Origin of the sequence: Flavobacterium sp. LS1P28 (genome assembly GCF_003970335.1) — a bacterium.
Taxonomy (GTDB): Bacteria; Bacteroidota; Bacteroidia; order Flavobacteriales; family Flavobacteriaceae; genus Flavobacterium.
Map to the genome: position 1 here is coordinate 1 of NZ_RYDI01000007.1, position 26,216 is coordinate 26,216.

A 26,216-nucleotide genomic window follows, 5' to 3' on the forward strand; every position below is an offset into this window, starting at 1 on the left:
AATCCCTTTTTTTTGACCTTTTCTTAACTTTTTCTTTAACTAGCTGATATCACGTTTTTTGAAGATCAAAGTTTTTTAAATAATCCTAATTCTTAACTCCCCTTTTAATCCGTTTCAATCCTAAATCACCTTTTTATCTATCCTCACAAAGCTTTAATCTCCATTCCCTTTTTTTGAAACCTATCCAAATCACGCTTTATTACACTTTTTATGCGCTTCCTTCTTTTTCATTTACTGAAAATTAACGCCACCATACACTATCCTAACAAAAAATCGCAACACAGTAAACGATTTTATACTATACCATATATAATGACTGAACAGCTCTTTGCTTTACTATAACTCATACAAGCTACAATTACTTGCGGCAAAACAACAAAATATTCTGGTTTCCAAATCTTCGCGTTAGGGATAGTAGTGGAAAGTCAATAAAAAAACTGAAATTGCATCATTATTTAGTCAGTAGCATCTTCTAAAACTAGTAAAACAATCTCATTAACAAAAAATTCATGTCGTTAAAAATAATACACACCGCCGATTGGCATCTTGGACAAACCTTTTTGCAAAAATCAAGAATAGAGGAACACCAATATTTTATAGAGTGGTTGTTAAAAACCATACAAACGCAGGCTATTGATGCCATTATTATTGCAGGTGATGTTTTTGATGTTTCGAGTCCTTCGGTAGAAGCCATAAATAAATACCATTATTTTTTATTGGAGGCTTATAACTTAAATGTACAGGTCATCATTATTGGTGGGAATCATGATTCGGCGTCTCGATTAAATTCTTATAAAGATATTTTCAAAATTTTAAATGTAAGTATTGTCGGTGGAGATCTGAACAATGTGGGAGAATTAATCCCAGTTTACAAACGCGGAACAACAAATGCCGCAGCCGTTATTGCCGCAGTGCCTTACCTTCGTGATGGTGATATTCGTAAAATTATCGAGGGCGAAACCGTCAATGAAGCCCATGGTTTATTTACATCGGAAGTAAAAAAGCACTACGATAATTTGTTGAAACAGGCAAAAACGAATTATCCAGGTGTACCCGTTATTGGCACGGCGCATTTGTATGTAACCGGCTGTATTCTAAGTGAACCCGCCGAAAAAAGAATGCATTCTTTAGTGGGCACACTCGGACAAATCCCATCGAGTGTATTTTCAGCCGGATATGATTATATTGCCATGGGGCACATTCACAAACCTCAGATGGTCCAACATCCGGATAATGTGATTGCAAAATATGCCGGTTCCCCTATTCCACTCAGTTTTAACGAACGCAATGATCTTAAAGAAATAACTGTTTTGACGATTGCCGATAATAAAATAGCCCATGAATCTCTGTCCATACCTTTGCAAAGGAGTGTGATACGATTTGAAGGAAAGGCTGATGAAATTATTGAAAAAATAAAATTACATAAACCGTCACAAGTATTGCCAACTTGGGCAGAAATCATAATTACTGAAGCTGTCAATTTTATTGACTTTAATAACGAGATAAATGATTTATGTATTGATAGAAAAATAGAAATTTTGAACCGAACTACTAAGTATGCCTCAATTAATAATCAATCAATAAGAGAAGAATATATTGCCGGTACCGATAATAATCCTTTGGATAATATCCCAAAAATCTTTACTATAAGATGCGAAAAGAAAGGAATGAATGAAGAAAGTATTGCCGGAATAATGCCGTTGTTTATGCAGATATTGAATGAAATTAATAACACACATTAGGTTTTCAAAAACATTTTTTGACCCAAGCGATAACCCACCGGCGAAGCATTACAGAATTCTGTCCGATTTCAATAAAAAAATAGCATCTTCTTATGAAATCGCTATGATTCCAAATCACAAACAGGAATGAAGAATGGCGATACCATATTCCTTTAAAAAGCAAATATTATCTTAGTATGAAAATTTTAAAAATAAACATCAACAACATACAGTCTTTGAAAGGGGTTCAACCCGAAATTAATTTTACAGATGGAATTTTAGCCCATGCGGGTTTGTATGCTATTACCGGTCAAACAGGAGCCGGAAAATCGACCATTTTGGATGCAATTACTTTGGCGTTATACGGTAAAATAAATCGATATGGTAATGACAAACCGAGTTCTGAAATAATCACCCGCAATCAAAAAGAAGCTTATGCAGAGGTTACATTCGAAGTAAATGACATCGTTTATTTGGCCAGATGGGCAGCTTCATTCAATAAAAATAACAAAATAAATGCGACGGATGACAGAAAATTGTCTAGAAAAGAGAATGGTGAATTTCGGTTAATTGCCGAAAAAGTATCAAACGTCAATCCAATGATAGAAGAAATTATTGGGCTAAAATACGAGCAATTTACCAAATCCATTTTATTGGCTCAAAATAATTTTTCAGCGTTTTTAAAAGCAAAACCGGATGAACGTGCCGAAATGTTGAGCAAAATAACGGGAACACAAATTTATGAAGAAATCTCGAAGAAGGTTTTTGAGCATACAAAAGCCTTTGAAACTGAAATTAATAACCTAAGAGCCACCATAAACGGAAATATTTTAAATGAAGAAGAATTAAATGCTATTGCCGTTTCATTTGAAGAAAAAGAAAATACGATTAAGGAAATAGAACCGAAATTAACACGAATTCTGGCGAAAATTGCTTGGTTGGCGGCTGTTGAAAACACGAAAACAGAAATAAATCAGCATAAAAATTCGCTTGAATTGGTGAAACAACACTTTTTAGATAATATCGAATTATATCAAAAATTAGAGCATTACAGCAAAGCAAAACTAATAGAAAGAGATTGGCTAGCTTTTCAAAACAGTGAAAAAGAGTGCGCTAAAAATACCGTAAACACGCAAAGAACGACTGATGAAATTGAAAGTCTAAATAAAAATTTGTCTACCACTGAACCCGAATTAGAAAGGGCACTCCTTACATTTGGAGAAATTCAGAAGGAACAAGCAACCAAAAAACCATTAATTGAAAGTGCCAAAATAACGCTCGGAGCTATAGCAAATACGACTGTTTCATTAGAAAAAAACACTAAAGATTTAGAAACTACAAAACTAAATTTCGATTCTAATATAAAAAGATTATCACTCCTCACGGAAGAAAAAGCGACGATGGATGCCAAAATTTTAGCCTGTCAGAGTATCATCGTTCAATATAACAAATATGCTTCTTGGGAAACTGAAAAAGGTGCCGTGAGCTTGAAATATAAGGATATCGAAAAGTGGGAAACCGAAATTAGTGCTTTAGATCTTGAAAGTTTACACCGCAAAATAGCTTTTTACGATACCGAAAATATTGGAACAGAAAAATTATTGAATGCTGTTGCAAATGAAAGCACTACTTTGAAAGAACAGGTAGAAGCTTTGGAATTACAAAAGAAAACCTCATCAAATCTAGAGGATTTGAATGCCAAAAAAGAAAAGGCACAATCCGATTGGGATAATTGGAAAAAACTGTCTGACTATTTCCCTAAATTAGAAAATGAAACTATTTTATCATCGAAAAACAAAGATGAATTTATACTTGCCAAAGCGTTAATCGTTTGTGTTGAAAAGAAGATTTATGACAAATCGAATTCATTAATACTGCATACAGAAAATAAAAACTTAAAGCTCCTCGTTGCAAGTTTTGAAGAACACAGGCACCATTTGAAGGAAGGTGAAGCCTGTGCTTTATGTGGCGCAACCGAGCATCCTTATACCAAAAACTTACCTGCTTTATTTTCAGAAAATGGGATTGAAGAAAAAATAAAGGAATTGGATAATGAAATAAAAGCATTGGGAAAAAACAAGGATAAAGCGCTCGAAAATGCAGCAGGAATTGAGCAGCAAATTAAAAATAACAATGCCAATATTACAGCATTTGAAAATGAAATTCTCAGCTTAAAATCGGATTTAGGGGTTGATGAAAATTTGAATTTCGAAGCTATTCAAACGAATATTATTCATTCGCAATCTGAGTTAAAATCCCTTAAAAATCAAATAAATAACATCTCTGAATTAAACAAAAACTACGACGATTTCAGTATATTATTTTTAAAAAAATCTGACACGTTACAATTAATCCAATTGGCTGATAATGAATATAAAAATATCAAAAAACAGATTACCGAAAAGCAGGCATCAATCAATGAAAACTTTGAATTTATAAAAGAAAAATTTCTTTTATTTGCTACTCATTTAGAACAAAATAAGATCCAATTAGTTGTTCAAATAGGGAAAGAATTATCTGAAAATTTAAGAAAACTACAGGAAGAAAATGTGAATTTAAAGGCAAATCAAACCAAGATTACTGACTTGACTATTTCGATAATGGAGTTTGAAACAAAAACCAGCAGTTTAAAAGAAAGCGTTCAACTGTATGAAAAAGGGAATGAAGAATTGACTGCCCAAAAAAATGCCTTAGAGAATGAATTTAAAAATCAAACGGCCAATTTTGAATTAAAATCGCCACAAGAGGAAGAATACCGTTTGCAAATAAAAGGTAAAACGGAACAAGATTCAGTAACCAAATGGAAAGGTGAAAAGGAAATCACCTTGGCTTCCATCAAAAACAAACACGCTGATGTAGGGCAATTGGTTGCTGAAAAATCAGAACTAGATGATGTATTTCGTTTGGCTACAGCCCAATTGAATGATAAGCTGACTGAAAATGGTTTCGAAAACAGTGTCCAATTACAAGAAGCATTAAACTTAGAAAACAGTGCTTTGTTGATTATACAAAAACAAACATTTGAGACTAAAAAACAACAAATTGAAGGAGCATTGAATGCTAATTTACTCAAACAAGAGGAACTCAATTCCAATCCTTTAACAGCTAAATCAGTAGAAGATTTAAATGTCGAAAAAGTGGCTTTAGAGGAAGACAAAACCAAAATAAACCAAGAAATAGGGCAACTTAAGGAGCAAATCAATAATAATAAAAAAATACAGGAGGAAAATCAACTCATAATTGATGTAATCAAAACAAAAAATAATGTATTCCAAAAATGGGATCTATTAAATAAAACGGTAGGTTCTTCCGATGGCAAAGCTTTTAAAAAATTCGCTCAAGATTTTACGCTTTCCTTATTGGTACAACACGCCAATAAGCATCTAGAAACCATGTTCAACAGATATGAACTTTTTAAAGATGACACCTCAGATGAAATGGAATTGCAAATAAAAGACAAAAACTTTTTTGGAGAAATTCGCAATATTAATTCGCTTTCTGGTGGTGAAACTTTTTTGGTAAGTTTATCGTTAGCGTTAGGATTATCCGACCTTGCGAGTAAGAATACTAAAATCCGTTCTTTATTTATCGACGAAGGTTTTGGTTCACTCGATCCCGAAAACTTGAATAATGCATTAGACACGCTCGAGTTGCTTCGCCAAAATGACGACCGCCAAATTGGGATCATCTCACATGTGGAAGAATTGAAAAAAAGAATTACCACTCAAATTCAAGTAAAAAAATATACGAGTGAGTTTAGTACTATTGAAATTGTGGATTAACAACGACGAATTAGCACCAGTATAAAGTACCATTTTGTCGCAAATATCTCGTGTTTTGCGACAAAATAAAACGATTTAAAATACTGCCAATTCGCATTCTTTTAATTAATCCTCTGCCTCTGCTGTTTTTGAAATCCACTGATTCTCGATTCCCCACTTTTTATTTGGTACAGCAGCAGTTTCAAGGATCAGAGTTCCTCCTTTGCTAATCTCCTCTTGTGTCAACCAATTTCTGTATATTGGCTGGCCGTTTAATTGAGCTGATTGAACATAAAAGTACTCTTTATTATAATTAGACACTTGTATGTGAAATGATTTTCCATTTTCCCAATTTAATTTTACGGACTCAAAGATTGGAGCTGTCAAATAATAAATGGGGCTGCCAATATTTGCCGGAGACAGACCTATACTTCGCATTACAAACCAAGAGGACATCGTACCGGCATCATCATCCATAGTGCGGACATAGGCTTGGGGTTCGTTTTTATAAATCTTTTTTATATTCTTTGGTGATTTTTAGGATTTCAAACTATTTATTGAACAAAAAAATGGTGTCTTAACATTTAAGACACCATCTTTACTTTTATATTGTAGGCAATATTATCTTTTTACTCTAACTACTCTTGTAAAATTAGGATAGTTATATTTCCCCAAAACAGATCTTTCCATTTCTAGTTTATAAACTCCCCATGGTAACTTTACTTCAGTTTTAATTAGTTCAATCTTAGCGGTAAGTGGAACATTATTAGAAACTTTTTCTGTTAGCAACTCATACATAACCCGACCGTCCATTTGTTTAGGAATTGTTAAATTATGTAGATGGAGAACAGTGGGAATTATATCTACATTTGATGTAGGCAAATTACCTTCAAACTTGTTCTTAAAACTAGGGCCATTAGCCAGTAATGCAATATGAATTTCATAAGGGCTAAATCCACCATGACCTGCAACACCTTTTGCGAAACTTGTACCTGCATATCCAGCATCATTTTTGTTATCATTCCAGTTCATGTCTACAAGAACATCTCCTGATCGGCCATGATCCCAATATATTGATTCGAAAGAAAGCGTCCCTTCTACAAAACCATTTACATCTCCTTCTTTTAAAGCTTTTGTATAAATACCGCCTATCCAGTTCTGTTCCTGTAAGGCTGCAACAATATTTTTTATGGTCTTTTCATCATGATCCTTTACATAAACTGCTCCTTCAGCAACCACTACTTCTGTTGATTCCTTGTCTTTTTTTAGTCCTTGCTGGATTAGGAAATCTGCAAGGCTTAGTTTTCCAATATGTGTCACAAAACCATGATCGGAAGAAATGATAACATTAAAGTTTTGATCAAGTCCTTTTAATTGAAGTGATTTTATAATCCTTCCAAACTGCTCATCTACATATTTGATAGACTCAATTGCTTCGGGCGATCCTATTCCGTTTTTATGAGCAGCCGAATCTGGGTCGCCATACCACAATGTACTAACTAAAGGACCATCTAACGTTAATCCATATTTTATAACGGCATCTGTTAACCATTTGTGTTTTCCAAGACCGCTTGGAACTGTTCCAATTTCACTTAGTATTTTAGATTTCATAGTCTCTGGTAAAATCATAGTGGTATTAATGATTGCGCCTCCACTGACCTTATGATTTTGCATTAAAGCTTGTCCTGTAGAACCTGAGCTAAAAACAAAAAGACTTTTACCATTTTGTTCTAAAACTTCTCCCAGCGAAACTGATGTTAATAAATGATTATCTGTAGCTTTAGCGATTTTATTTAATTCCTCTGCATCACCAGTGTTTAAACCTGATGTTTCTTTTATCTCAGGAAAATACACCGTATTTCCCATTAATCCATGACTTCCAGGATAGCATCCGGTAGATAGCGAAGATGCATTAACCCTAGTTACTGTGGGGAATACACTGTGGTGCTGTTTACCATAACTTCCTTTTTTACTAAATAAATATACATTTGGCATTAATTCAGGGGTGATATAATCCGGTCTTAAGCCATCAAAGAATACAACTAATGTTCGAACATTAGATTTTTCAACCTTTTTTTGCGCTAGACTAGTGGTACTAACAAGCAAAGTCAATGATAAGATTAAGAAACTTTTATTTACGATTTTCATAATAGAATGATTTGGTTTTAAATTTAATCCAACTGGAACGCCTAGGTCTTTCTGGCTCTTAGAAGTATTTCCCTGTTTCTATTTCTGTTTTAGTTTTATATTTAAAAATGTAAAATAGTTTTACTTTTTATTTAATTATTTAGCCCACCAAACTTTACTAACGGTATTATCTCCTCCCATTGCTGCTGAGGCTGCTGCAAGATTTTCAGGATTAAGCGATTGTAGATATGTTGGATAAGGCACCCGATTTGGAAATACTCTTTCTGCTGGTATACCCGTTCCTCTTGGCAAAATCGGATATCCCGTTCTTCTTTTTTCAAACCATGACTGATAGTCAACAAAAAACGAAGCGTAATATTTCTGTGTAATGATTCTCTCTAATTGCGCTTCTACTGATGCATTGGTATCATAAACTACGCCCGCTTGTGTAAGATAATTTGAAGGCATAGTTGCGCCCCATTGGATCATTGATGCAGTTATTGCTGAATCATAATGCTGCTTAGGCGATTTTCCGGTATTAAATCCTTTTAATGCTAATTCTGCTTTAATAGACTCTACCTCAGACCAAGTCATCATTATACCCAATTGGGGTAAAGTTTTTATAAGATCATTATAGCTTGTATTGGCTCCAACCTGGTATTCAGTAGTTATAGGATAACCACTTTCTATACCTTGGTATACATTTTGACCGCCAACCATTACTGTTCTAAACCATATAGTTCTTCTTGGATCGTTATCTGTATTCATTTTATTGATGAAGTATTTGGTAACATAGGTACCATCTCTCCACTCCAATTGTCGTGTATTAAAATACGGATTGTAATAAGGGTATATTCCTGTATATTTAAAAATAGCATCATCAGTATTACTAGTAAACACAGGGTATTTTACAGGGTCCGCTAATAGTGCCGTAATTTGTTCATTGATATTAATCTCCCCATTACGTTTCGATAATCGTAGCAATAATCTCATTTTTAATGAGTTACAGAATTTTTTCCATTTTACAATTCCGGGATTTGCACCTCCTGAAAGGCTATTGGAATTGTATAAAAGATCACCACCATAAGTCAGCGCTTTAGAGGGATCAAGCAAAGCATTGGCTTGTTCTAAATCACTCAGGATTTTAATATATATATCCTTTTGTTTATCGAATGCAGGTTTAAGGTTGCCTTCAGTTGCTTTAACGGCTTCTGAATAAGGAACATCTCCGTACAAATCTGTGATAATAGAATAAGCCCAACATTTATAGATCATCGAGATCGCTTTATAGTTATTCTCTCCTAATGCTTCGGATGTTCTATTAATATCCTCTATATCTGCCATATAACCATAGAAACTTGTCCATATTCCTGCACCAGGATTAATTACATATCGATGCACTCCCTCACCCGAAGGACTAGATCGTGGTGCATCAACTTGCATCAACTCATGGGTAAGATTTCGAGAAGCAGTGATACTAGAATTAACAATTCTATATTGCAACTGTCCCAACATAACTCCCGGTGTGATCTGTTTAGGTCGGTTTGGATCGGTATTTATATCCTCAAAATCTTTGGTACAAGAGGATAGTAGTACTACAAACAAAAAAAGAAAATTATATGTTTTATTCATTTTTATCATGATCTATTGATTTAAAATTTTAGAGTAAGATTAGTTCCTATAGTTCTCGTGGAGGGAAATTGAGCTAATTCAACTCCTGGTGTCAGTGTCCCATTATTTAGATTTCCTCCTTCAGGATCAAAACCAGGAAACTTAGTAAAATTAAACAGGTCTCTTCCGAAAAAAGCAAGACTTGCCGATTTCATTCCTATCTTTTTCAAGAGGGTTTTCGGTAAGTTAAATTCGATCCGAACCTCTCTAATCTTAATAAAAGAAGCGTCAAATATATTGGTCTCTCCATTACCGATGTTATAATAATTTTCATAATAGGAACTAGCAGCTACTCTTACAGTGTTTGGAATATAAGTTCCGTCCGATTGTAAAACGACTCCTTGTCCTACAATTCCGCCATCACGACCTGGAAGCGTTACTCGGGTTTTCCCTAAGGTATTATTCTTATGATTGGTTTGCGAATACATACTTCCTCCTTTTTGTCCGTCTAGAAGTACACTCAATCTTACTTTTCCAATGGTAAACTCATTCATGATTCCTGCTTTCCAGTCAGCAAATGCATTTCCTCTTATTTTCAACACTGGATCCAATGTTGCAGGCAAACCAGCCGAAGTATATATAATCTGCCCGTCAGGAGATCTCTGGAAACCTCTACTGTACATATCTCCCATTCTTCCTCCAACTCTAGCTTCTATGCTTACATTATTCTCGTGGTTATAAATAACTTGGTTTGTAATCCCTGGAGCCAATTCTTTTACATAACTTCTGTTTCTACTCCAAGTCAAGGTGGTATTCCATTTGAAATTGTTTTTGGCTATTATTTTTCCTGTTACAGCTAGCTCCATTCCTCTACTGTTTATTAAACCTGCATTTACGGTTGCATTAGAATAACCCGTAACTGGATCTAATGGAATTGCTAAAATCTGATTGCGACTATTATTATTGTAATAGGCCATATCAATTGATAATCGGTTTTTAAACATCCTAATATCAATTCCAGTTTCTATACTTGAAGTTATCTCTGGTTTTAAATTTGCATTAAATAAGATCGAAGTATTCGTAAAGCTATTGCCATAAATCCTGTCATAATACTTATCAGTTTGATACGGTCTTGTGTCATTACCAACCTGGGCCCAAGACAATCTAAATTTAGCAAAAGAGAAAATAGAGGGAAGATTTGTCATTTCGTGAATCAAGAAACTGGAACTGATAGAAGGGTAGAAAAAGGAATTGTTACCATATGGCAAAGTGCTTGACCAGTCATTCCGTCCCGTTACATCTAAAAATATTTTTTCCTGATAGGAGATTTGCCCTAAACCATAAAAACTGTTAATCGCTTTCTTTGTTTTTAAAGGATCTGCAACAGCTTGATCCAAGCTATTTGAAATTTGGTATATTCCGGGCTGCGATAACTGATCCGCATAAAGTCCTACAAAATCATAGTTTTGCCTCATTGAATTGGCACCTGCAATAATGCTATAATTGATATCCTTATTTAGCGCATTCTTATAGGTTAACAGTGCATCTGTATTTATTTCATAACTAAATACATTTTGTTCTCTATACATTCCACGAGCATATTTAGTCATACTAAAAGGACGTTGTTGTGATCTGAACTCATTTGACATATCTAGTCCAGAACGGACCATCAATTCAAGTTTATCATTAAACTGATAGGTAGCGGACAAGTTTCCAATTACCCCGTTTTTATTCATTTTGTTAAGCATTTCATACATACCTAGATAAGGATTATCAGGTCCCGTATTAAAAGGATTTTTTTGTTTTACACCTACTAGGCCAGGCTGCCAATAAGGTTTAAACCATTCCGGCTTAATGTTTGGAGCGGTACCAATCATTAGAAAATACATTATGGATTGATTGTTGTAACCTGCAGCTGGTAGATTATCACTTTTCTTATTCGTATAATTTACTTTACCATTTATTTTTAACTTATCAGAGATTTTTTGATTTATAGATAAGGAGGCATTTAATCTTTCGAAACCCGTATTAGGAAGAATCCAATCATTTTTTAGATGAGTAATCGATAATCGAGTAGAGCCGTTTTCATTCCCACCTTCTAATGCGATACTATTTGATTGTGTCGTTCCTGTTCTAAAAAATCCAGAAATATAATTTTTGTTGGCAACCCATGGTGAACGTTCAGTAGGTTTGCCATTTGCAGCATTAGGATTATATTGAAAATAAGATTGACCATCAAATCTTGGCCCCCAGGCTCTTCCTGCTCCTACATTTGTACTTGTATTTAGTCCGTCAGCACTATCTAAATAAGAATAGTATTTATCAGTTCGACCTTCTCCATATTCAAATTGATAATCCGGCCAACGATTCACTTGATCAAAACTAAAATTACTACTTATAGTTACTCCTATTCCTCCTCCTTTAGTTTTGCCAGACTTGGTAGTAATAATAATTGCGCCACCTGCAGCTCTTGTTCCATAAAGTGCCGTTGCACCTGGCCCCTTCAAAACTGTTATTTTCTCAATATCTTCAGGGTTAATATCTGATAATGTTGAACCAAAGTCAACTGGACTATCCTGAGAAAGGTGTGATGAAAATCCTGTACCGGTGATCTTACTACTTACAGGTACTCCGTCCAAAACAATCAAAGCTTGATTGTTATCAAGGTTAAGTGAGGATTCTCCACGAAGAGTTATTCTGGAAGAACCCATTGGACCAGCACCAGATCCCTGGATATTTAGACCAGCAACTTTTCCGGAAAGAGAATTTACCCAGTTATTTGATTTGGCATCTTTTACAGCATTTTCACCAAGAGATTGTGCTGAATATCCTAGCGACTTTTCTTCTCGTTTTATCCCTAATGCTGTTACAACCACCTCTTTTAGAGCCGTTTCATCTTGTCCTAGTATTACTTTAATTTCAGTCTTATTTTCTATATTGATTTCTTTCGTTTCAAATCCTACATAACTTATAGACAAGACTTTTGTATTTGCTGGAACACTAATCGTAAATTTTCCGTCAAAATCAGTTGTTGTAGCAATAGAAGTCCCTGATACAAAAACAGAAGCTCCGGGTATTGGCAAATTAGATTCGTCTAAAACCAAACCTGTAATTTTTCGATTTTGCTGATTCTTTTTCGGAATACTTTTCGGAATACTTTTTGGAGTAATATCAATAAGCTCTTTTACCAGAACTCCATTTTTTGTGACTTTAAAATCAATATTTGCCTTAGTTTTCAAAACGGCTAATACCTGATTTAAATCTTGGTTGTTGATGGTAATAGAAATTTTCTTTTGAAGAAAATTTTGGTCGGACATATAAATAAACCTATTATTTATTTGCTGTTCTATAAGAGTAAAGGTTTGCTTTATGGAAACGTCTTTTAGATTTAAATTGATTTTCTCTTTTTTAACTGCAATATTTTCAATAGCATTTGTATTTGAAGTCTTTGAATAAGATATCCCATTACCAAATAGAAGCAATAAGGATACCGTTAGAATAATTTTTTGTTTCATTTTACCTGTGATTATTTATTGTTATTTTTTACAAACCAAAACTGATCTTAAAATAGCTGGTTTTCTACTAATTATTAAATGGAGTTCAGCAAACCTCTTTTTTTATAGGATTCTAAAGCCCTACTAATATACTTTAGAGCAATAGCGATATGATTTTCAACCGTTTTAGGAGTGACGTTTTGGATTTCAGCAATTTCTTTGTATTTTAAACCATCTATTCTACTGAGTTCAAATGCCTGACGTGATTTTTTAGGAATAATATCTAATATTTCACGTATCAAATTAGTTTTCATTTCTTTTTTTTCATTTTCAATAATCTCCTGCTCCCTACTGGGCGAAAATATAGAGTTTATAGTTTTTGTTTCTTCGATTTGTTGGTGAAATGGCTCTGATTTTCGTACTTTTTTTAAACTATTTTTCACAATTACATAGATATAAGATTTAGGGTTTTTAATTGTATCAAGAATATTTCTATTGGTCCACAACTGAATAAAAATATCAGCCACTTTTTCTTCAACAAGGCACGAGTTCGATTCATAACTCATTCCAAAACGGCACAGAGGCGTGTAATACCTTTTAAAGAAAAGTTCCATCGCCTCGTATTGACCGTTCTGAATTTGCTTAAATAAATAATCGTCTGAAAAACAATCACTACTACCCATTTTTGTTGCATTAATTTTCATGGTACTTGGATATCTCGATGTTGTTTTGAATAGTTTTTGTGATGCTTACCTCTGAAATAAACTCCAGAGACGTTATAAATTCATCAATTGTCTGGTTTTTAAAAGCTCCTTTTATATGTTGATTTGCAATGTCAGCATCCTTAATGATAAAATTTACTCCATAGAATTGATTGATTTTTGGGAGTGCATCTTCAAATTTTTCATCATCCAATATAAGTATATTGTCTTTCCAAGCAGCAACCTTATTCACATCAAAATTCCTTTTGATCACTAACTTGGTTTTAGAATTCCATACTAATTCTTCATTTGGCAATAGGTTAATTTCATCCTTACTTTCTTTAAGCAATACGTTTACTTTTCCTTTTGCCAAAGAAACAGTTTGATCAATGGTATTGCTACTGACATTAAATTCTGTTCCTAAAACTTTCACATCAAAACCATTTGTATGTACAACAAAAGGAGAATTAGTATTCTTCGTAACTTTAAAGAAAGCTTCCCCTTGCAACCAGATGGCTCTTTGTGTACTGAAATCACTGGAATATTTAACTTCACTGCCTGAATTTAAAATAACGGTGCTGCTATCCGGTAACTTAAAAGTTAGCCGCTGCCCTTTAAGGGCAATTTTATGATTGGTATACCCGGAAGGAGTCATTCCTATAAAATAAAAACCCAGACAAAAAACCATAAGAAAAGCCATAGAAAAAACAGCCTTCTTTTTGATAGAAATTTTTACGGATTTTATCTTTTCTGGTTTATTATATTTTGTGATGATTTCCTCAAAAGAAATAGTTCGTATTGGCACTTCACTATTGGGATAATTCATCCAAATGGTTTGAAAATTTTCAAAAACAGCAAGGAGTTCATCATCTAAAGACAGTTCAATTTCAAACACAGATCGCTCTGCTATAGACATTTCGTTGGTAAGATACCGCACACATTTTTTTTCTTTCTGACTAACATTCAACATAAAAAATTCTCTTTACTAATAGGAGTCAAAATAAGAGAAATACCCCTAGTTTTCAATACCATCAAATCGACACGATATCGTTAATGAATTGTTAATCGTCCGGTTTAAATCAGCTTCGAATAGCTGAGCTTGAGAGAACACGCAAAGTCACAGTACTAAAAGAGATATCAAAAAAAAGCAATAACCTTCATTTATAAAAAAAGATCCATGATTAATACTTTCCAAAAAAACAACGAAAAGATATTTCCCATTGAAAAAAGCCTATAGTATTGCAACTGGGACAATGAATTTATCACCACTGGAAAAGCCAAGTCTTATTAGCGTGGAAAATAGTAAATAAGGGACTTACGTACTATTAGATACATTAAAAAATACTTCCATTTCATAAAACGGAACAACATAATAAATAGGGTTTTAACAGCAAGACATTCATTTAACTTCTTTTTTTATCGGACAATAATGGTTACTTTTATAAAAATTATTCAGGCTAGCCTACCACCAAAAAAAATGAAATGAAATTAACCAACCTGTTTTTCACACTGCTGATCGTATTTACTAATACCAGTTTTAAACCGGTACCCGCGCAAACGATTGTACCAACACCTGTTCAAAAACCTAGGGAATTGTATCAACTCAAAACCTATATTTTCAAGACAGAACAACAAGAACAAACAACTGACAAGTACCTAAAAGAAGCTTATTTGCCGGGATTAAAAAAACTAGGAATCAAAAATATTGGGGTGTTCAAGTTAAAACCAAACGCCACAGATACCTTAAAAAAAATTGTGGTACTGATTCCGTTTTCCACTTTGGAACAATTCCTTGCACTTGACGAAAAACTAGCTAAAGACAAAACCTACATAACTGCCGGAGCAGCCTATTTGAATGCGGTTTACAATGAACCTTCATACTTAAGAATAGAATCCGTTTTGTTACAGGCTTTTTCAGACCATCCTTTCCTGACAAAACCCGCTTTGAACAGCACAAGATCCAGTCGTGTATACGAATTGAGAAGCTATGAATCAGCCACAGAAGCAATTTACGTCAACAAAGTAGCCATGTTTAACGGAGGAGGAGAAATAAAACTCTTTGATCGATTAGGTTTTAATCCTGTTTTTTATGGCGAAGTGATCTCTGGTCCCAAAATGCCAAACCTTATGTACCTCACTACTTTCGCAGATCAAACAAGCCGAGAAGCACATTGGAAATCTTTTGTAGATTCGCCGGAATGGAAAGCCCTAATTGCCATGGAAAAATATAAAAATAATATTTCCCACATCGACATCACTTTTTTGTATCCAACTGATTATTCTGATTATTAGTTTTGCTTCTAGACATCTTGCAAAACCAACTACAGGTGGTTTTCTTTTAATCCTACATAGAAACCAAAAAAAAAAAATACCTCTCTTATTTTCTGTTGGAATATGGTTTAATGTTCAGAGGTCTTTCCTTTATGAAAACGGCTATGAAAACTCAGGTACAAGACCTAAAAACGGTTAATGAGCCTTAAATTTATATCAAAAATTTAATGCCATATTTTTTTGATTTTATACTAACTTTCCTTTTTTTAATTTTGAACTTTGTTTACTTATTCCATTTGTACTTGAAATTGCAATTCTGATTTAAATTGGTTATTTTTATCCACAAAATAAAACCACTTTTGAAAAAATATTTAAAGAAAAGTTTAAAAATTTTCCTTTGGATAATAGGATTCCTACTTCTATTGTTCTTAGTCTTGGTTGTGGCCATCCAAACTCCGTCTGTTCAAAATTATGTCAAAGAAAAAGCAGTAACCTATCTGGAAGGAAAAATCAAAACTAAGGTTACTATTAATCGAATAGAAATTGGACTTCCAAAAAAAATAATGCTGCAAGGTGTTTATTTTGAAGATCAAAAAAAAGACACCCTTTTTGCCGGAGAAAAACTAGCTGTAGATATTAGTCTTTTTCAATTGATGAATAATAAAGTCGAAATTAATTCCGTTCAGCTCGAAGGCATCACCACTAATTTGAGTCGGGATTCAAAAGCAGTTTTTAATTTTGATTATATCCTGAATGCATTTGCCTCGCCAGAGGAACAAAAGAGCGATTCGCCACCCATGCAATTCTCTGTATCCGAAATTAAGCTCGACCGAATCCAGTTAACGTATTCCGATGCGATTACCAAAAATTATCTATCTACCAATCTAAATCACTTTGAAACGAAAATTAAAACTTTCGATTTAGAACAAATGAATTTCGAAATTCCAAAGGCTAAAATCAACGGACTACACTTTAAATTAAAGCAAGGTTTGGTTCAGAAATCCGCTGCTAAAGAAGTTCCCACAGGAAATACACAGGAACCCGTTTTCAAATTAAAACTAGGAGAAATTGATTTTGCAAAAATTGATTTTGATTACCAAAGTGAGGGAACAAAGTTATCTACTGCTTTTTATTTGAAAAAACTAGTAGCTAAAATTGACCGGTTGGATATCAATAACAAATTTGCACTCCTTGAAAGTATTGAATTATCGGGTCTAAAAGGAGCTTTAGCTTTTGGTAAATCAGAACCCGCTAAAACTAAAAAAAATTCTGCTTCGGAAGAAGGCAATAACTGGCAAATCAAAATCAAGAATACGGAAATCAAGCGAGTAGATTTTAGGTATGACAACAACAATGTTGCGGCTGTTGCCAAAGGCATGGATTACAACCATTTGCATCTTACTAACTTAAACCTGCAAATTGATGCCATAAATTACGGCTCAACTAACATATCCGGAGTAGTAAATTCCTTAAGCGTTAAAGATCATAGTGGTTTGAATATCCAATCCTTCAACGCAGAATTTTACTATGGCAAAAAGAATGCGTTTCTCAAAAAACTGTATTTAAAAACACCGCAGACAGAATTGAGAAATGAAATCAGAATTGGATATCCATCTCTTGCCGCTTTGGCTGATACTCCGGGAGAATTGGGTCTGATTGCTTACTTGAAAAAAAGCAAATTGGGTATCAAAGATGTGCTGCTCTTTGTACCAACTTTAGCAAATGCAGACCCATTTAAGAGTAATCCCAATGCCATCTTGCTAATCAACGGTGACATAACCGGAAAATTGAGTGCTATTACATTCCCATCTATGGAGATTAGCGGCATTGGTACTACAAAAGTAGCAGCAAGCGGCAGCATAGTAGGTTTGCCGGATGTAAATAAAGCCTATTTTGACTTGAATATCAAAAACTTACAATCAGGATCCAAAGATTTTATTGGTTTTTTACCCAAAGGAACAATCCCAAATTCGATCCAGTTGCCTCCGCAGTTCAATGCCAAAGGAACGTTTAAAGGAACCATTGCTAATTTCAATACGAACCTGAATCTGTCAAGTAGTTTTGGTACCGCCAAGATTAAAGCGGCGTTGAATCAAAACAGAAAAAATTACGAGAAATATGATGTTCAAACCGAGTTTACAAATTTTGATTTGGGACGCTTTATCAAAAATGATTCTATTGGAAAAATCACTCTGAAAGCAACCCTAAAAGGAACTGGATTTGATCCAAAAACAGCCAATGCCTCTTTGAATGGCAACATTCTAAAAGCAAATTACAACAAATACACCTATCAAAATTTAAGCTTAAAAGGAAACGTTCGCAACGGAAATTTCAATGCTACTGCCTACGCAAAAGATCCTAATTTAACGTTTGATTTAGTGAGTAACGGAAGCTTTAGAGACAAATATCCTACCGGAAAATTAAAACTGAATGTGGATATTGCTGATTTAGAAAAACTAAATCTCCATGCAGGACCACTAAAAATAAGAGGCGTTGTAGATGCTGACATTCAATCCGCAAATTTAGATTATCTCAACGGAAGTGTAAGTGCAAACCGCATAAGCATCACTAATGCAACAGAACAATTTGAGATAGACTCGATCACTCTTGTTGCAATATCTACTGCTCAAAAGAATACATTATTGCTGAGTTCCTCGCTTGCAAATGCAGAAATAAAAGGAAAATACACGCTGTCTAAAGTTGCTACAGCATTAACAAACTCGATTGCTAAATATTATGACAAGAATCCTACTGCTAAAAAAACAGTGGTAGGAAAGCAACAATTTGCTTTTCAAATTGGTATCAAAGACAGTCCTCTTTTAATAAAATTAATTCCTAGCATAAAAAGCTTGGAACCCATTAGCATCAGCGGAAGATACAACTCTGTCAACGACTCAATTGTTCTTAATGGCGCTGTTCCAAAATTAATTTATGGAGAAAACACGATAACCAATGTAATTTTCAAACTAGACACACAAGCAAATGCACTTGTTTACAGCTTAATTATAGACGACATTCAAAACAAACAAATTCAGCTCCCACATACGAGTATTACAGGTAAAGTAGCGCAAAACATCCTGGATTACACCTTACAGCTGAAGGATGCAAAAGACGCAGAACGATATGGCATAAGCGGAACACTAAAAGCGGCAAACGGAAATAACGAAGTTCGTCTTGACCCCGCTAAACTACTGCTGAATTATGAATCTTGGACAATAGCGGATGCTAATTTGATTCGGTTTGGCAAAAAAGGAATTTACGCAGATAATTTCGAATTAAACAAGAACGGCAGCACCATTCGCATTCAATCACATTCTGAAACTCCTAATGCGCCGATCACTATTGATTTCAAAGATTTTGACATTAAAACGATTACGAGTTTTGTGGAGAAAAAGGATTTACAACTGAGTGGTAAGATCAATGGAAACGCAGTGGTGAAAAACACAACTACATCGCCCGTTTTTACTTCGGATTTAAATATTGAAAATTTTACTTTCAAAAAAGATACCATTGGAACTATCAGTATAAAAGTAAATAATGCCATTTTAAACCAATACGATGCTGTTGTTGCTATTACAGGTCAGGGAAACCAAGTCAAATTAGAAGGAAACTATAAAATAAACAACAGTAGTTTTGATATGAGTCTGGATATTGAAAAGCTGAATTTAAAAAGCATTCAAGGTTTTACGTTAAATAATATTACTGAAAGCACCGGTTTTTTGAATGGGAATTTTAAAATCACTGGGTATACCAGCCAGCCCAAAGTAATTGGAGAATTACAATTCAATGAAATTGGTTTCAAAGCCACGCCGCTCAATTCTAAATTTAAGTCGTTAAATGATAAAATTATCTTTACTGAAAACGCTATTGTTTTTGACAATTTCATTATCAATGATGAGAGAGACAATGATTTAGCCATCAACGGAAAAATTGACAGTGCCAATTTTAGTAATTTTGGGTTCGATTTAGCCCTGGATGCGGATAACTTCAAAGCGGTCAATACTAAAGCGAAAGACAATGATTTGTATTATGGAGAGCTGTACTTAGACAACCATTTAAAAATAACAGGAAATTTAGACAATCCTATTGTCGAAGGAACCATACGTATTAATAAAGAGACTAAATTCACTATTGTTTTGCCCCAATCAGATCCTTCAATAGCTGATAGGGAAGGAATTGTAGAATTTATTGACCAAGACAATCCAAAATTAATGGAGACCATTGTTCTGGAAGAATTCAGCAGTGAATCCACTATAAAAGGGGTTAACGCATCCGTAAACATTGAGGTAAACAAAGAAGCTGAATTATCAATGGTAATTGACAAAGCCAACGGGGATTTCTTGAAATTAAAAGGCGAAGCGCAATTAAACGGAGGAATTGATCCTTCAGGAAAAACAACGCTGACCGGACGCTATGAATTGTCCGAAGGGAGTTATGAAATGAACTTTAACGCCATCAAAAGGAAATTTGACATCAAAAAAGGCAGCTACATTCTATGGACAGGAGAGCCCACAACTGCTGATATTAATATAACTGCAATTTATAAAACAGAAGCGGCTCCAATTGATTTAGTAAATGACCAATTAGGAAGTGTTACCACCGAAGTGAGAAATACCTACAAACAAAAAATCCCTTTTGAAACCGCATTAAAAATGAATGGTGCTTTGCTCAAACCCACTATTTCATTTGATATAGTTTTGCCGGAGGGGAACAATAGTGTTTCAACAGAGATTATAAATACCACTCAGGCTAAACTGACCCAATTGCGTCAGCAACCTGATGAGCTGAACAAACAGGTTTTTGCCTTACTGCTCTTGAATCGTTTTATTGGAGAAAACCCATTTGCCAGTCAATCCGGCGGAGCAACCGTTTCCTCACTGGCCAGAGAAAGTGCCAGTAAAATTTTATCCCAACAACTGAACAACCTCGCCGGTGATTTAATTCAAGGAGTAGAGCTGAATTTTGATCTGAATACGTCCGATGATTATACTACCGGGCAACGCGAGAACAAAACAGATCTTAATGTAGGCATTTCAAAAAAATTGATGAACGACCGATTGAAAGTTACTGTTGGCAGCAGCTTTGGGATTGAAGGGCCCCAGCAAGCCAATCAAAATACCAATAATATTGCCGGCAATGTTTCCTTAGATTATCAACTCTCAAGAGATGGAAGGTATAAAATGAGAGCCTACCGCATAAACAAATACCAAGTGGCGCTGCAAGGGGAAGTCGTCGAGACTGGAATTGCCTTTATAATCACTTTAGATTATAATAAATTCAAAGAATTATTTACAAAAAGTGAGGCGAAGAAAGCAAAGCAAAAAAATAAATAAAAGTTTTTTTACCATTAAGAAATTAGACCAATTGATTTTCCTTAATAAAAACCTAATCTCTTAGTGGTTTAATTTTTTTTAATAAATAATAAAATTAATGAACAATAACCATTTAGTATCTTTTCTTTTCTTTGCAATGTTGGCTTCATCGTGCAGCAACACTCGCTTTTTGCTCGAAGGAGAGCTGCTGTATACCGGTGCTAAAGTAACCGTAGAAGGAAAAGAAACCTCTAAAAAAGAAAACAAAGCATTAAAAACCGCTCTAGGAGAAGTGGTAAGACCAAAACCCAATTCCTCGATTTTAGGATTGAGGCCTAAGCTATACATTTATAACTTGGCTGGGACGCCAAAGAAAGAAAAAGGATGGCGCTACTGGTTAAAAACTAAAGTAGGCGAAGCCCCTGTTTTATACAGTCAGGTAGACTTAGAATACAACAAAAACGTTTTACAAAATTTCACAGAAAACAATGGCTATTTCAATACAAAAACAGCGGCTGATTCAACACGACACGGAAAAAAAGCAACTGCAGAATATCTTGTAAAACCCGCAAAACAATACAAAATCAGAGCCGTCAAATTCCCTGTAGACTCCGCAGTGATTTCGAGTGCTGTTCGCAATACCAGACTTAGAAGTTTGTTAAAAAAAGAAGAAGGATACAGCCTAAATACCATCAAAGAAGAAAGAATCAGAATCGATTCCAGGCTAAAAGAAAAAGGATTCTTTTATTTTAATCCTGATTATTTAAAAGTACAAGTAGACTCGACAGTTGCAGATCATCAGGTCGATCTTATTGTAAAGATAAAAGAGGAAACTCCGAAACTGGCCGAAACTCCGTACAAAATTAATAAAATCATCGTATATCCAAACTATTCTATTAGTTCTGACAGTTTAAAAATCAGTATCGATACCATTACAAAATATAATGATTTAACCATTATAGATCCAGAAAATTTATTCAAACCCAGGATTTTTGATCGGGCTTTATATTTTAAAAAAGGGGATCTATACAACCGTAGCGACCATAATTTATCATTGAACCGATTGGTAAACCTAGGTACTTTCAAATTTGTAAAAAATCAGTTTAAGGTTTCTGATACACTCGGAAATTATTTAGATGCCTATTATTACCTGACGCCATTGCCTAAAAAATCGCTTCGGATGGAATTATTGGCCAAAACAAATTCTGCTAATTACACCGGAACCGAACTCAATTTAAACTGGAGCAATCGCAATGCGTTCCGGGGTGCTGAATTATTAACAATCTCAGCTTTTGGGGGTGTAGAAGTGCAAGTTTCCGGACAAAATAATGGTTTCAATGTGTACAGAGTTGGTACCGAAGCTAATTTAATTTGGCCCCGATTTATATCCCCTTTTAAGCTAAACCCGTCAAGTGGTTTTGTTCCAAAGACAAAAGCAACATTGGGATATGAATTTCAAAACAGAACCAATTTATATTCCCTACAAACATTCAAAGGTTCTTTTGGTTATTTATGGAAAGAAAACGAACGAAAAGAACACCTTTTAAATGTTACCGAAATCACATACGCCAGTCCGCAAAACATAACTAATTTGTACCATGAACAAATTGCAAACAACCCTTCTCTGGAGAAAGTGGTTGAGAAGCAATTACTATTTGGACCATCCTATTCCTATACGTACACTAATACTTTACAAACAAGAAAGAAAAACACTTTTTACTACAAAGCTAGCCTTGATCTGGTGGGAAATATAGCAGGATTAGTTTCAGGAGCAAATATTCGAAAAGGAGATACTATCAAATTATTTGATGTTCCGTTTAGTCAATTTATCAAAATAGAGCAAGATTTCAGACATTATTTGAAATTAGGAAAAGAGTCTCAATTAGCCAGCAGAATCATTGCAGGAGCCGGATTTACGTATGGGAATTCAAATGAAATGCCTTTTATCAAGCAGTTTTTCATTGGTGGGACCAATAGTTTGCGAGCCTTTAGAGCCCGTTCCTTGGGACCTGGAAGTTTTGATGGAGCTGCAGCTAACACCGGCACTTTTTTAGCGGATCAATCCGGTGATTTAAAACTAGAGTTTAATACCGAATACCGAACTAAAATATATGGACTGGTAAAAGGAGCTTTGTTTCTAGATGCCGGAAATATTTGGTTACTGAATGAAAATCCGGATAAACCGGGAGCAAAATTTTCCAAAAAATTCCTGAATGAACTGGCCGTTGGAGTTGGAGCCGGATTACGCTTTGATTTCTCTTTTCTAATTCTGAGAACAGATCTTGCTTTCCCGTTACGCAAACCGTATTTACCAAATGGAGATCGCTGGGTTTTAGATCAAATCAGTCTGGGAAATAGTGCCTGGAGAAAAGAAAATTTAGTTTTCAATCTAGCAATTGGTTATCCTTTTTAGAAAAACAATGAAACATAAAAAGAGCTCGATACCTCGTGCTCTTTTTATGTAACCTATCTTGTACACTCTTTAATTGACTAAGAACAATGCATTGCTGAACAATAGATTTCCATTTTCCCAAAAACCTCTGAATAATGGATTATCTACCATATAAATTACAGATCCATCGCCTTTTTTATCAACTGCAAAGCTCACGGTATTGTTCAGTTTCTTTTTGATTTCATTACCTACAAAACCATAACTCTTATAATCTTTAGGAACATAAGCAACATTTATGGCTTTTTTCAATAGTGAATAATGTCTGTCATCCGTTTTTAGACTGAAATATGTATCGCCTAAACCAAAAGACATGGGATGTGTTTTATTCAATAGGTTTTCAATTATGGCTCCGGGAATCGATTTAGAAATATACCTGCGTTCTGAATCCTGAAAATCTAAGAAGCGTTCTTTTAGTTCCTCTTCTTCAGCGGCTTTCTCAGAGCTTAATTTGTCTTCTTCAGTTGCAAAAGGACTTAACGCATATCCTTCTTTTGCTTCAAAAAGGGTAAGCGCACTATTCATTGCAATCACTTTTCCACCGTTTTTAATCCATTCGCCAATTTTCTTTTGTTGGTCATCTGAAAAATCATAATATCCGTCTGCTAAAATCAGTGTGTTGTAGTTAAAAAGATTAAATCTATTGAAATTATTTACTTCAACCACACTCACCGGATATGCAATAGTTTCTTGCATATAATACCAAGCGGCACCAAACTCTGTAGAGCCCACCCCTTTTCCGGATAATAAAACGACTTTAGGCGCTTTCAATAAATTAAAATTTTCGCCGCCTACATCTTTAGAATTAGACGAAAAACCTGTAAGTATGTAATTATAATCGGTTTTTATTTTTACGAGTTCACTAATCGTTTTTTCAAAATCAACCACTTTAGGATTATCCGCTTTGGTCACTAACAGTCCACCCGGCTCTACAATCACATCTCCAAAAATGGCTTTTTTCATCGCAGACCTCACTTTGATATTATTTTGGTGCAACAAAGACAACACCTGAGCTGAAATTCTGTTATTCCAAGGAATATGAAACGCATAAGCATTTTTAGGAACGATCTTTTCTTTCACTTCAATAGTTGCTTTAGTCTTTATGTCCAGACTATTTTTTAACGCATAGCCTTCAACACCGTACGCCAAGGGCAAAGCCCAAGAGGTAATATCATACGATAAACTGTCATTCAACTTTTGGTCCGGTTCAAAAAGCACTTGTGCTAAAACAGCTTTTTGTTGATCTACTTTTACAATTAAATCATTGGGTTCAATCGTAAAACCTTTATCTGTTTTTGTATTGTAATTGAATCCGGATACTTTTTGACTGGCATCAGCGTAACTGAATTCTACATTATTTTTTTTCAACAAATCCGCCATTTGAACCAACTTCGGATTATTTTTCATCACATACATTTTATAATTTCCCTTCACTGTTTTTCGGGAATTATTCATAAAACCTCTGAAACCTTTCAGCAAAACATCCGCTTGTGCGGCGGCTGATTCTACAACCGTCAGGACTGCCGTAGCGTGATGTGTCAATCGGTCTTGTATCGTCAAGGTGATTCCGTTGCCCATAGTAACGGCTCTCCCCGCACCTATTCCGCCTTGTTCCATCGTCATACCAACCGCGCCATTGTATGTAGGATACGTATCCCCATAACTTGGATAAAACAAATCAAAACGTTCACCGGTGTTATACATCCAGTTTTGAGCATCAAATTTTTTAGAAATATTTTTACCTAAAGTGTAGTGAAAATCTTTCTGGTATTTCTCAATATATTCGTGCAAAGGTTCCGCTGAGGGTGGAAAAAAATACGGAGAATCGTATCCCATTTCATGCACATCTGTATGAACTTGTGGCATCCATTGGTTGTACAACGCAATACGCTGTTGGGTTTCCGGTTGTGTTTGCCACGCCCAGTCTCTGTTTAAATCAAATATATAATGGTTGTATCTACCGCCCGGCCACACTTCCATGTGCTCTCTGTCTGACAATTCCGGATGCGTTTTTTTACCTGAAATTTCTCTTAACCAATTTCCGTATCTGGAATATCCATCGGGATTGATGCATGGATCCAGTATTACAATGGTATTCTCTAACCACTTTTTAGTATCGGCATTCGAAGGATTTACTAATTCGTACGCCACGGTCATAGCACTTTCGGTTCCGGAAAATTCATTTCCGTGCACATTAAAACTCAACCAAACAATTAATTTATCGCCAATCATTTGTGATTTATTTTCGGATAAACCAATGGCTGCCAAATTGTTATTCCTAATTTGTTCCAAATTAGCCAAATTCTCCGGGCTCGATATAAAGTATACATTCAAATCCCTTTGTTCCGGCGTTACACCATATTTCTGGTGTTTGATAAAAGTAGACTTTTCCGTAAGATGCTTAAAATAATTTTCAGTCTGATGGTAATAGGTTATTTGTTTTCCGTAATTGGGTATAAATTCAGAAGGACTTTGCACTTGCGAATGAACACTCAGCACCAAAGTTAGCAGTAGATAAAAAGAAAAAATAATCTTTTTCATATTGTTTTGGGTTAGTTAAACTTCAAAAATAGCCATTTACAAAGTATTGCACAAGCTAAATTTTGGATTAAAGAAATATTGATTTTAACAAAGTATTAGTTTTGCTAAATCCTTTTTTTTGAAGAATACTAACAATACAGCAATATTAATTATTAAAAAAACAATATTATTCTATTTTCAATTCGTATCCTTGCTACATTCTATTATATTTGCAGGTAACAAAAATTC

12 protein-coding genes are annotated in these 26,216 nt (G+C 34.6%); 5 read left to right on the forward strand and 7 right to left on the reverse strand.

Annotated features, from left to right (window positions below; translation table 11 throughout):
* Nucleotides 1-509: 509 nt before the first annotated feature.
* The gene (sbcD, locus tag EKL97_RS07275; RefSeq protein ID WP_126568560.1) at nt 510-1,742 is read left to right on the forward strand and encodes an exonuclease subunit SbcD; all 1,233 of its coding nucleotides are present in this window, start codon (nt 510-512) and stop codon (nt 1,740-1,742) included.
* Nucleotides 1,743-1,918: 176 nt separating this feature from the next.
* Complete coding sequence (locus EKL97_RS07280; RefSeq protein WP_126568561.1) at nt 1,919-5,503, forward strand: AAA family ATPase; 3,585 nt, start codon at nt 1,919-1,921, stop codon at nt 5,501-5,503.
* 105 nt (nt 5,504-5,608) lie between these two features.
* Here the strand turns inward: EKL97_RS07280 and EKL97_RS07285 are convergent, their stop codons facing one another.
* The 6 genes from EKL97_RS07285 to EKL97_RS07310 all read right to left on the reverse strand — a co-directional run bounded on the left by EKL97_RS07285 (nt 5,609) and on the right by EKL97_RS07310 (nt 14,385).
* Nucleotides 5,609-5,959 (reverse strand): glycoside hydrolase domain-containing protein, encoded by a 351-nt coding sequence (locus EKL97_RS07285; RefSeq protein ID WP_231507430.1) that lies wholly within the window; start codon nt 5,957-5,959, stop codon nt 5,609-5,611.
* 144 nt (nt 5,960-6,103) lie between these two features.
* Nucleotides 6,104-7,630 (reverse strand): alkaline phosphatase family protein, encoded by a 1,527-nt coding sequence (locus tag EKL97_RS07290; protein WP_126568562.1) that lies wholly within the window; start codon nt 7,628-7,630, stop codon nt 6,104-6,106.
* 135 nt (nt 7,631-7,765) lie between these two features.
* Complete coding sequence (locus tag EKL97_RS07295) at nt 7,766-9,241, reverse strand: SusD/RagB family nutrient-binding outer membrane lipoprotein (RefSeq protein ID WP_126568563.1); 1,476 nt, start codon at nt 9,239-9,241, stop codon at nt 7,766-7,768.
* A 20-nt stretch (nt 9,242-9,261) separates the two neighbouring features.
* Complete coding sequence (locus tag EKL97_RS07300; RefSeq protein WP_199742821.1) at nt 9,262-12,735, reverse strand: SusC/RagA family TonB-linked outer membrane protein; 3,474 nt, start codon at nt 12,733-12,735, stop codon at nt 9,262-9,264.
* 74 nt (nt 12,736-12,809) lie between these two features.
* Nucleotides 12,810-13,397 carry a sigma-70 family RNA polymerase sigma factor gene (locus EKL97_RS07305; protein ID WP_233588560.1) on the reverse strand — a complete coding sequence of 196 codons (588 nt, stop codon included), beginning with the start codon at nt 13,395-13,397 and terminating at the stop codon, nt 12,810-12,812.
* Between the two features lie 10 nt (nt 13,398-13,407).
* Nucleotides 13,408-14,385 carry a FecR family protein gene (locus EKL97_RS07310; RefSeq protein ID WP_233588561.1) on the reverse strand — a complete coding sequence of 326 codons (978 nt, stop codon included), beginning with the start codon at nt 14,383-14,385 and terminating at the stop codon, nt 13,408-13,410.
* Between the two features lie 512 nt (nt 14,386-14,897).
* On the opposite strand from EKL97_RS07310, the gene EKL97_RS07315 reads away from it, so the two are divergent.
* From EKL97_RS07315 to EKL97_RS07325, 3 genes are all read left to right on the forward strand, one after another.
* Nucleotides 14,898-15,707, forward strand: a complete 810-nt coding sequence (locus EKL97_RS07315) for an NIPSNAP family protein (protein WP_126568565.1) — start codon at nt 14,898-14,900, stop codon at nt 15,705-15,707.
* A gap of 338 nt (nt 15,708-16,045) precedes the next feature.
* Entirely contained in the window at nt 16,046-21,019 is a 4,974-nt protein-coding gene (locus tag EKL97_RS07320) for a translocation/assembly module TamB domain-containing protein (RefSeq protein WP_126568566.1), read from the forward strand.
* Between the two features lie 97 nt (nt 21,020-21,116).
* On the forward strand, nt 21,117-23,411 hold the full coding sequence (locus EKL97_RS07325) for a BamA/TamA family outer membrane protein (RefSeq protein WP_126568567.1): 2,295 nt from the start codon (nt 21,117-21,119) through the stop codon (nt 23,409-23,411).
* A gap of 69 nt (nt 23,412-23,480) precedes the next feature.
* Here the strand turns inward: EKL97_RS07325 and EKL97_RS07330 are convergent, their stop codons facing one another.
* Nucleotides 23,481-25,988, reverse strand: a complete 2,508-nt coding sequence (locus EKL97_RS07330) for a M14 metallopeptidase family protein (protein ID WP_126568568.1) — start codon at nt 25,986-25,988, stop codon at nt 23,481-23,483.
* Nucleotides 25,989-26,216 lie beyond the last annotated feature (228 nt).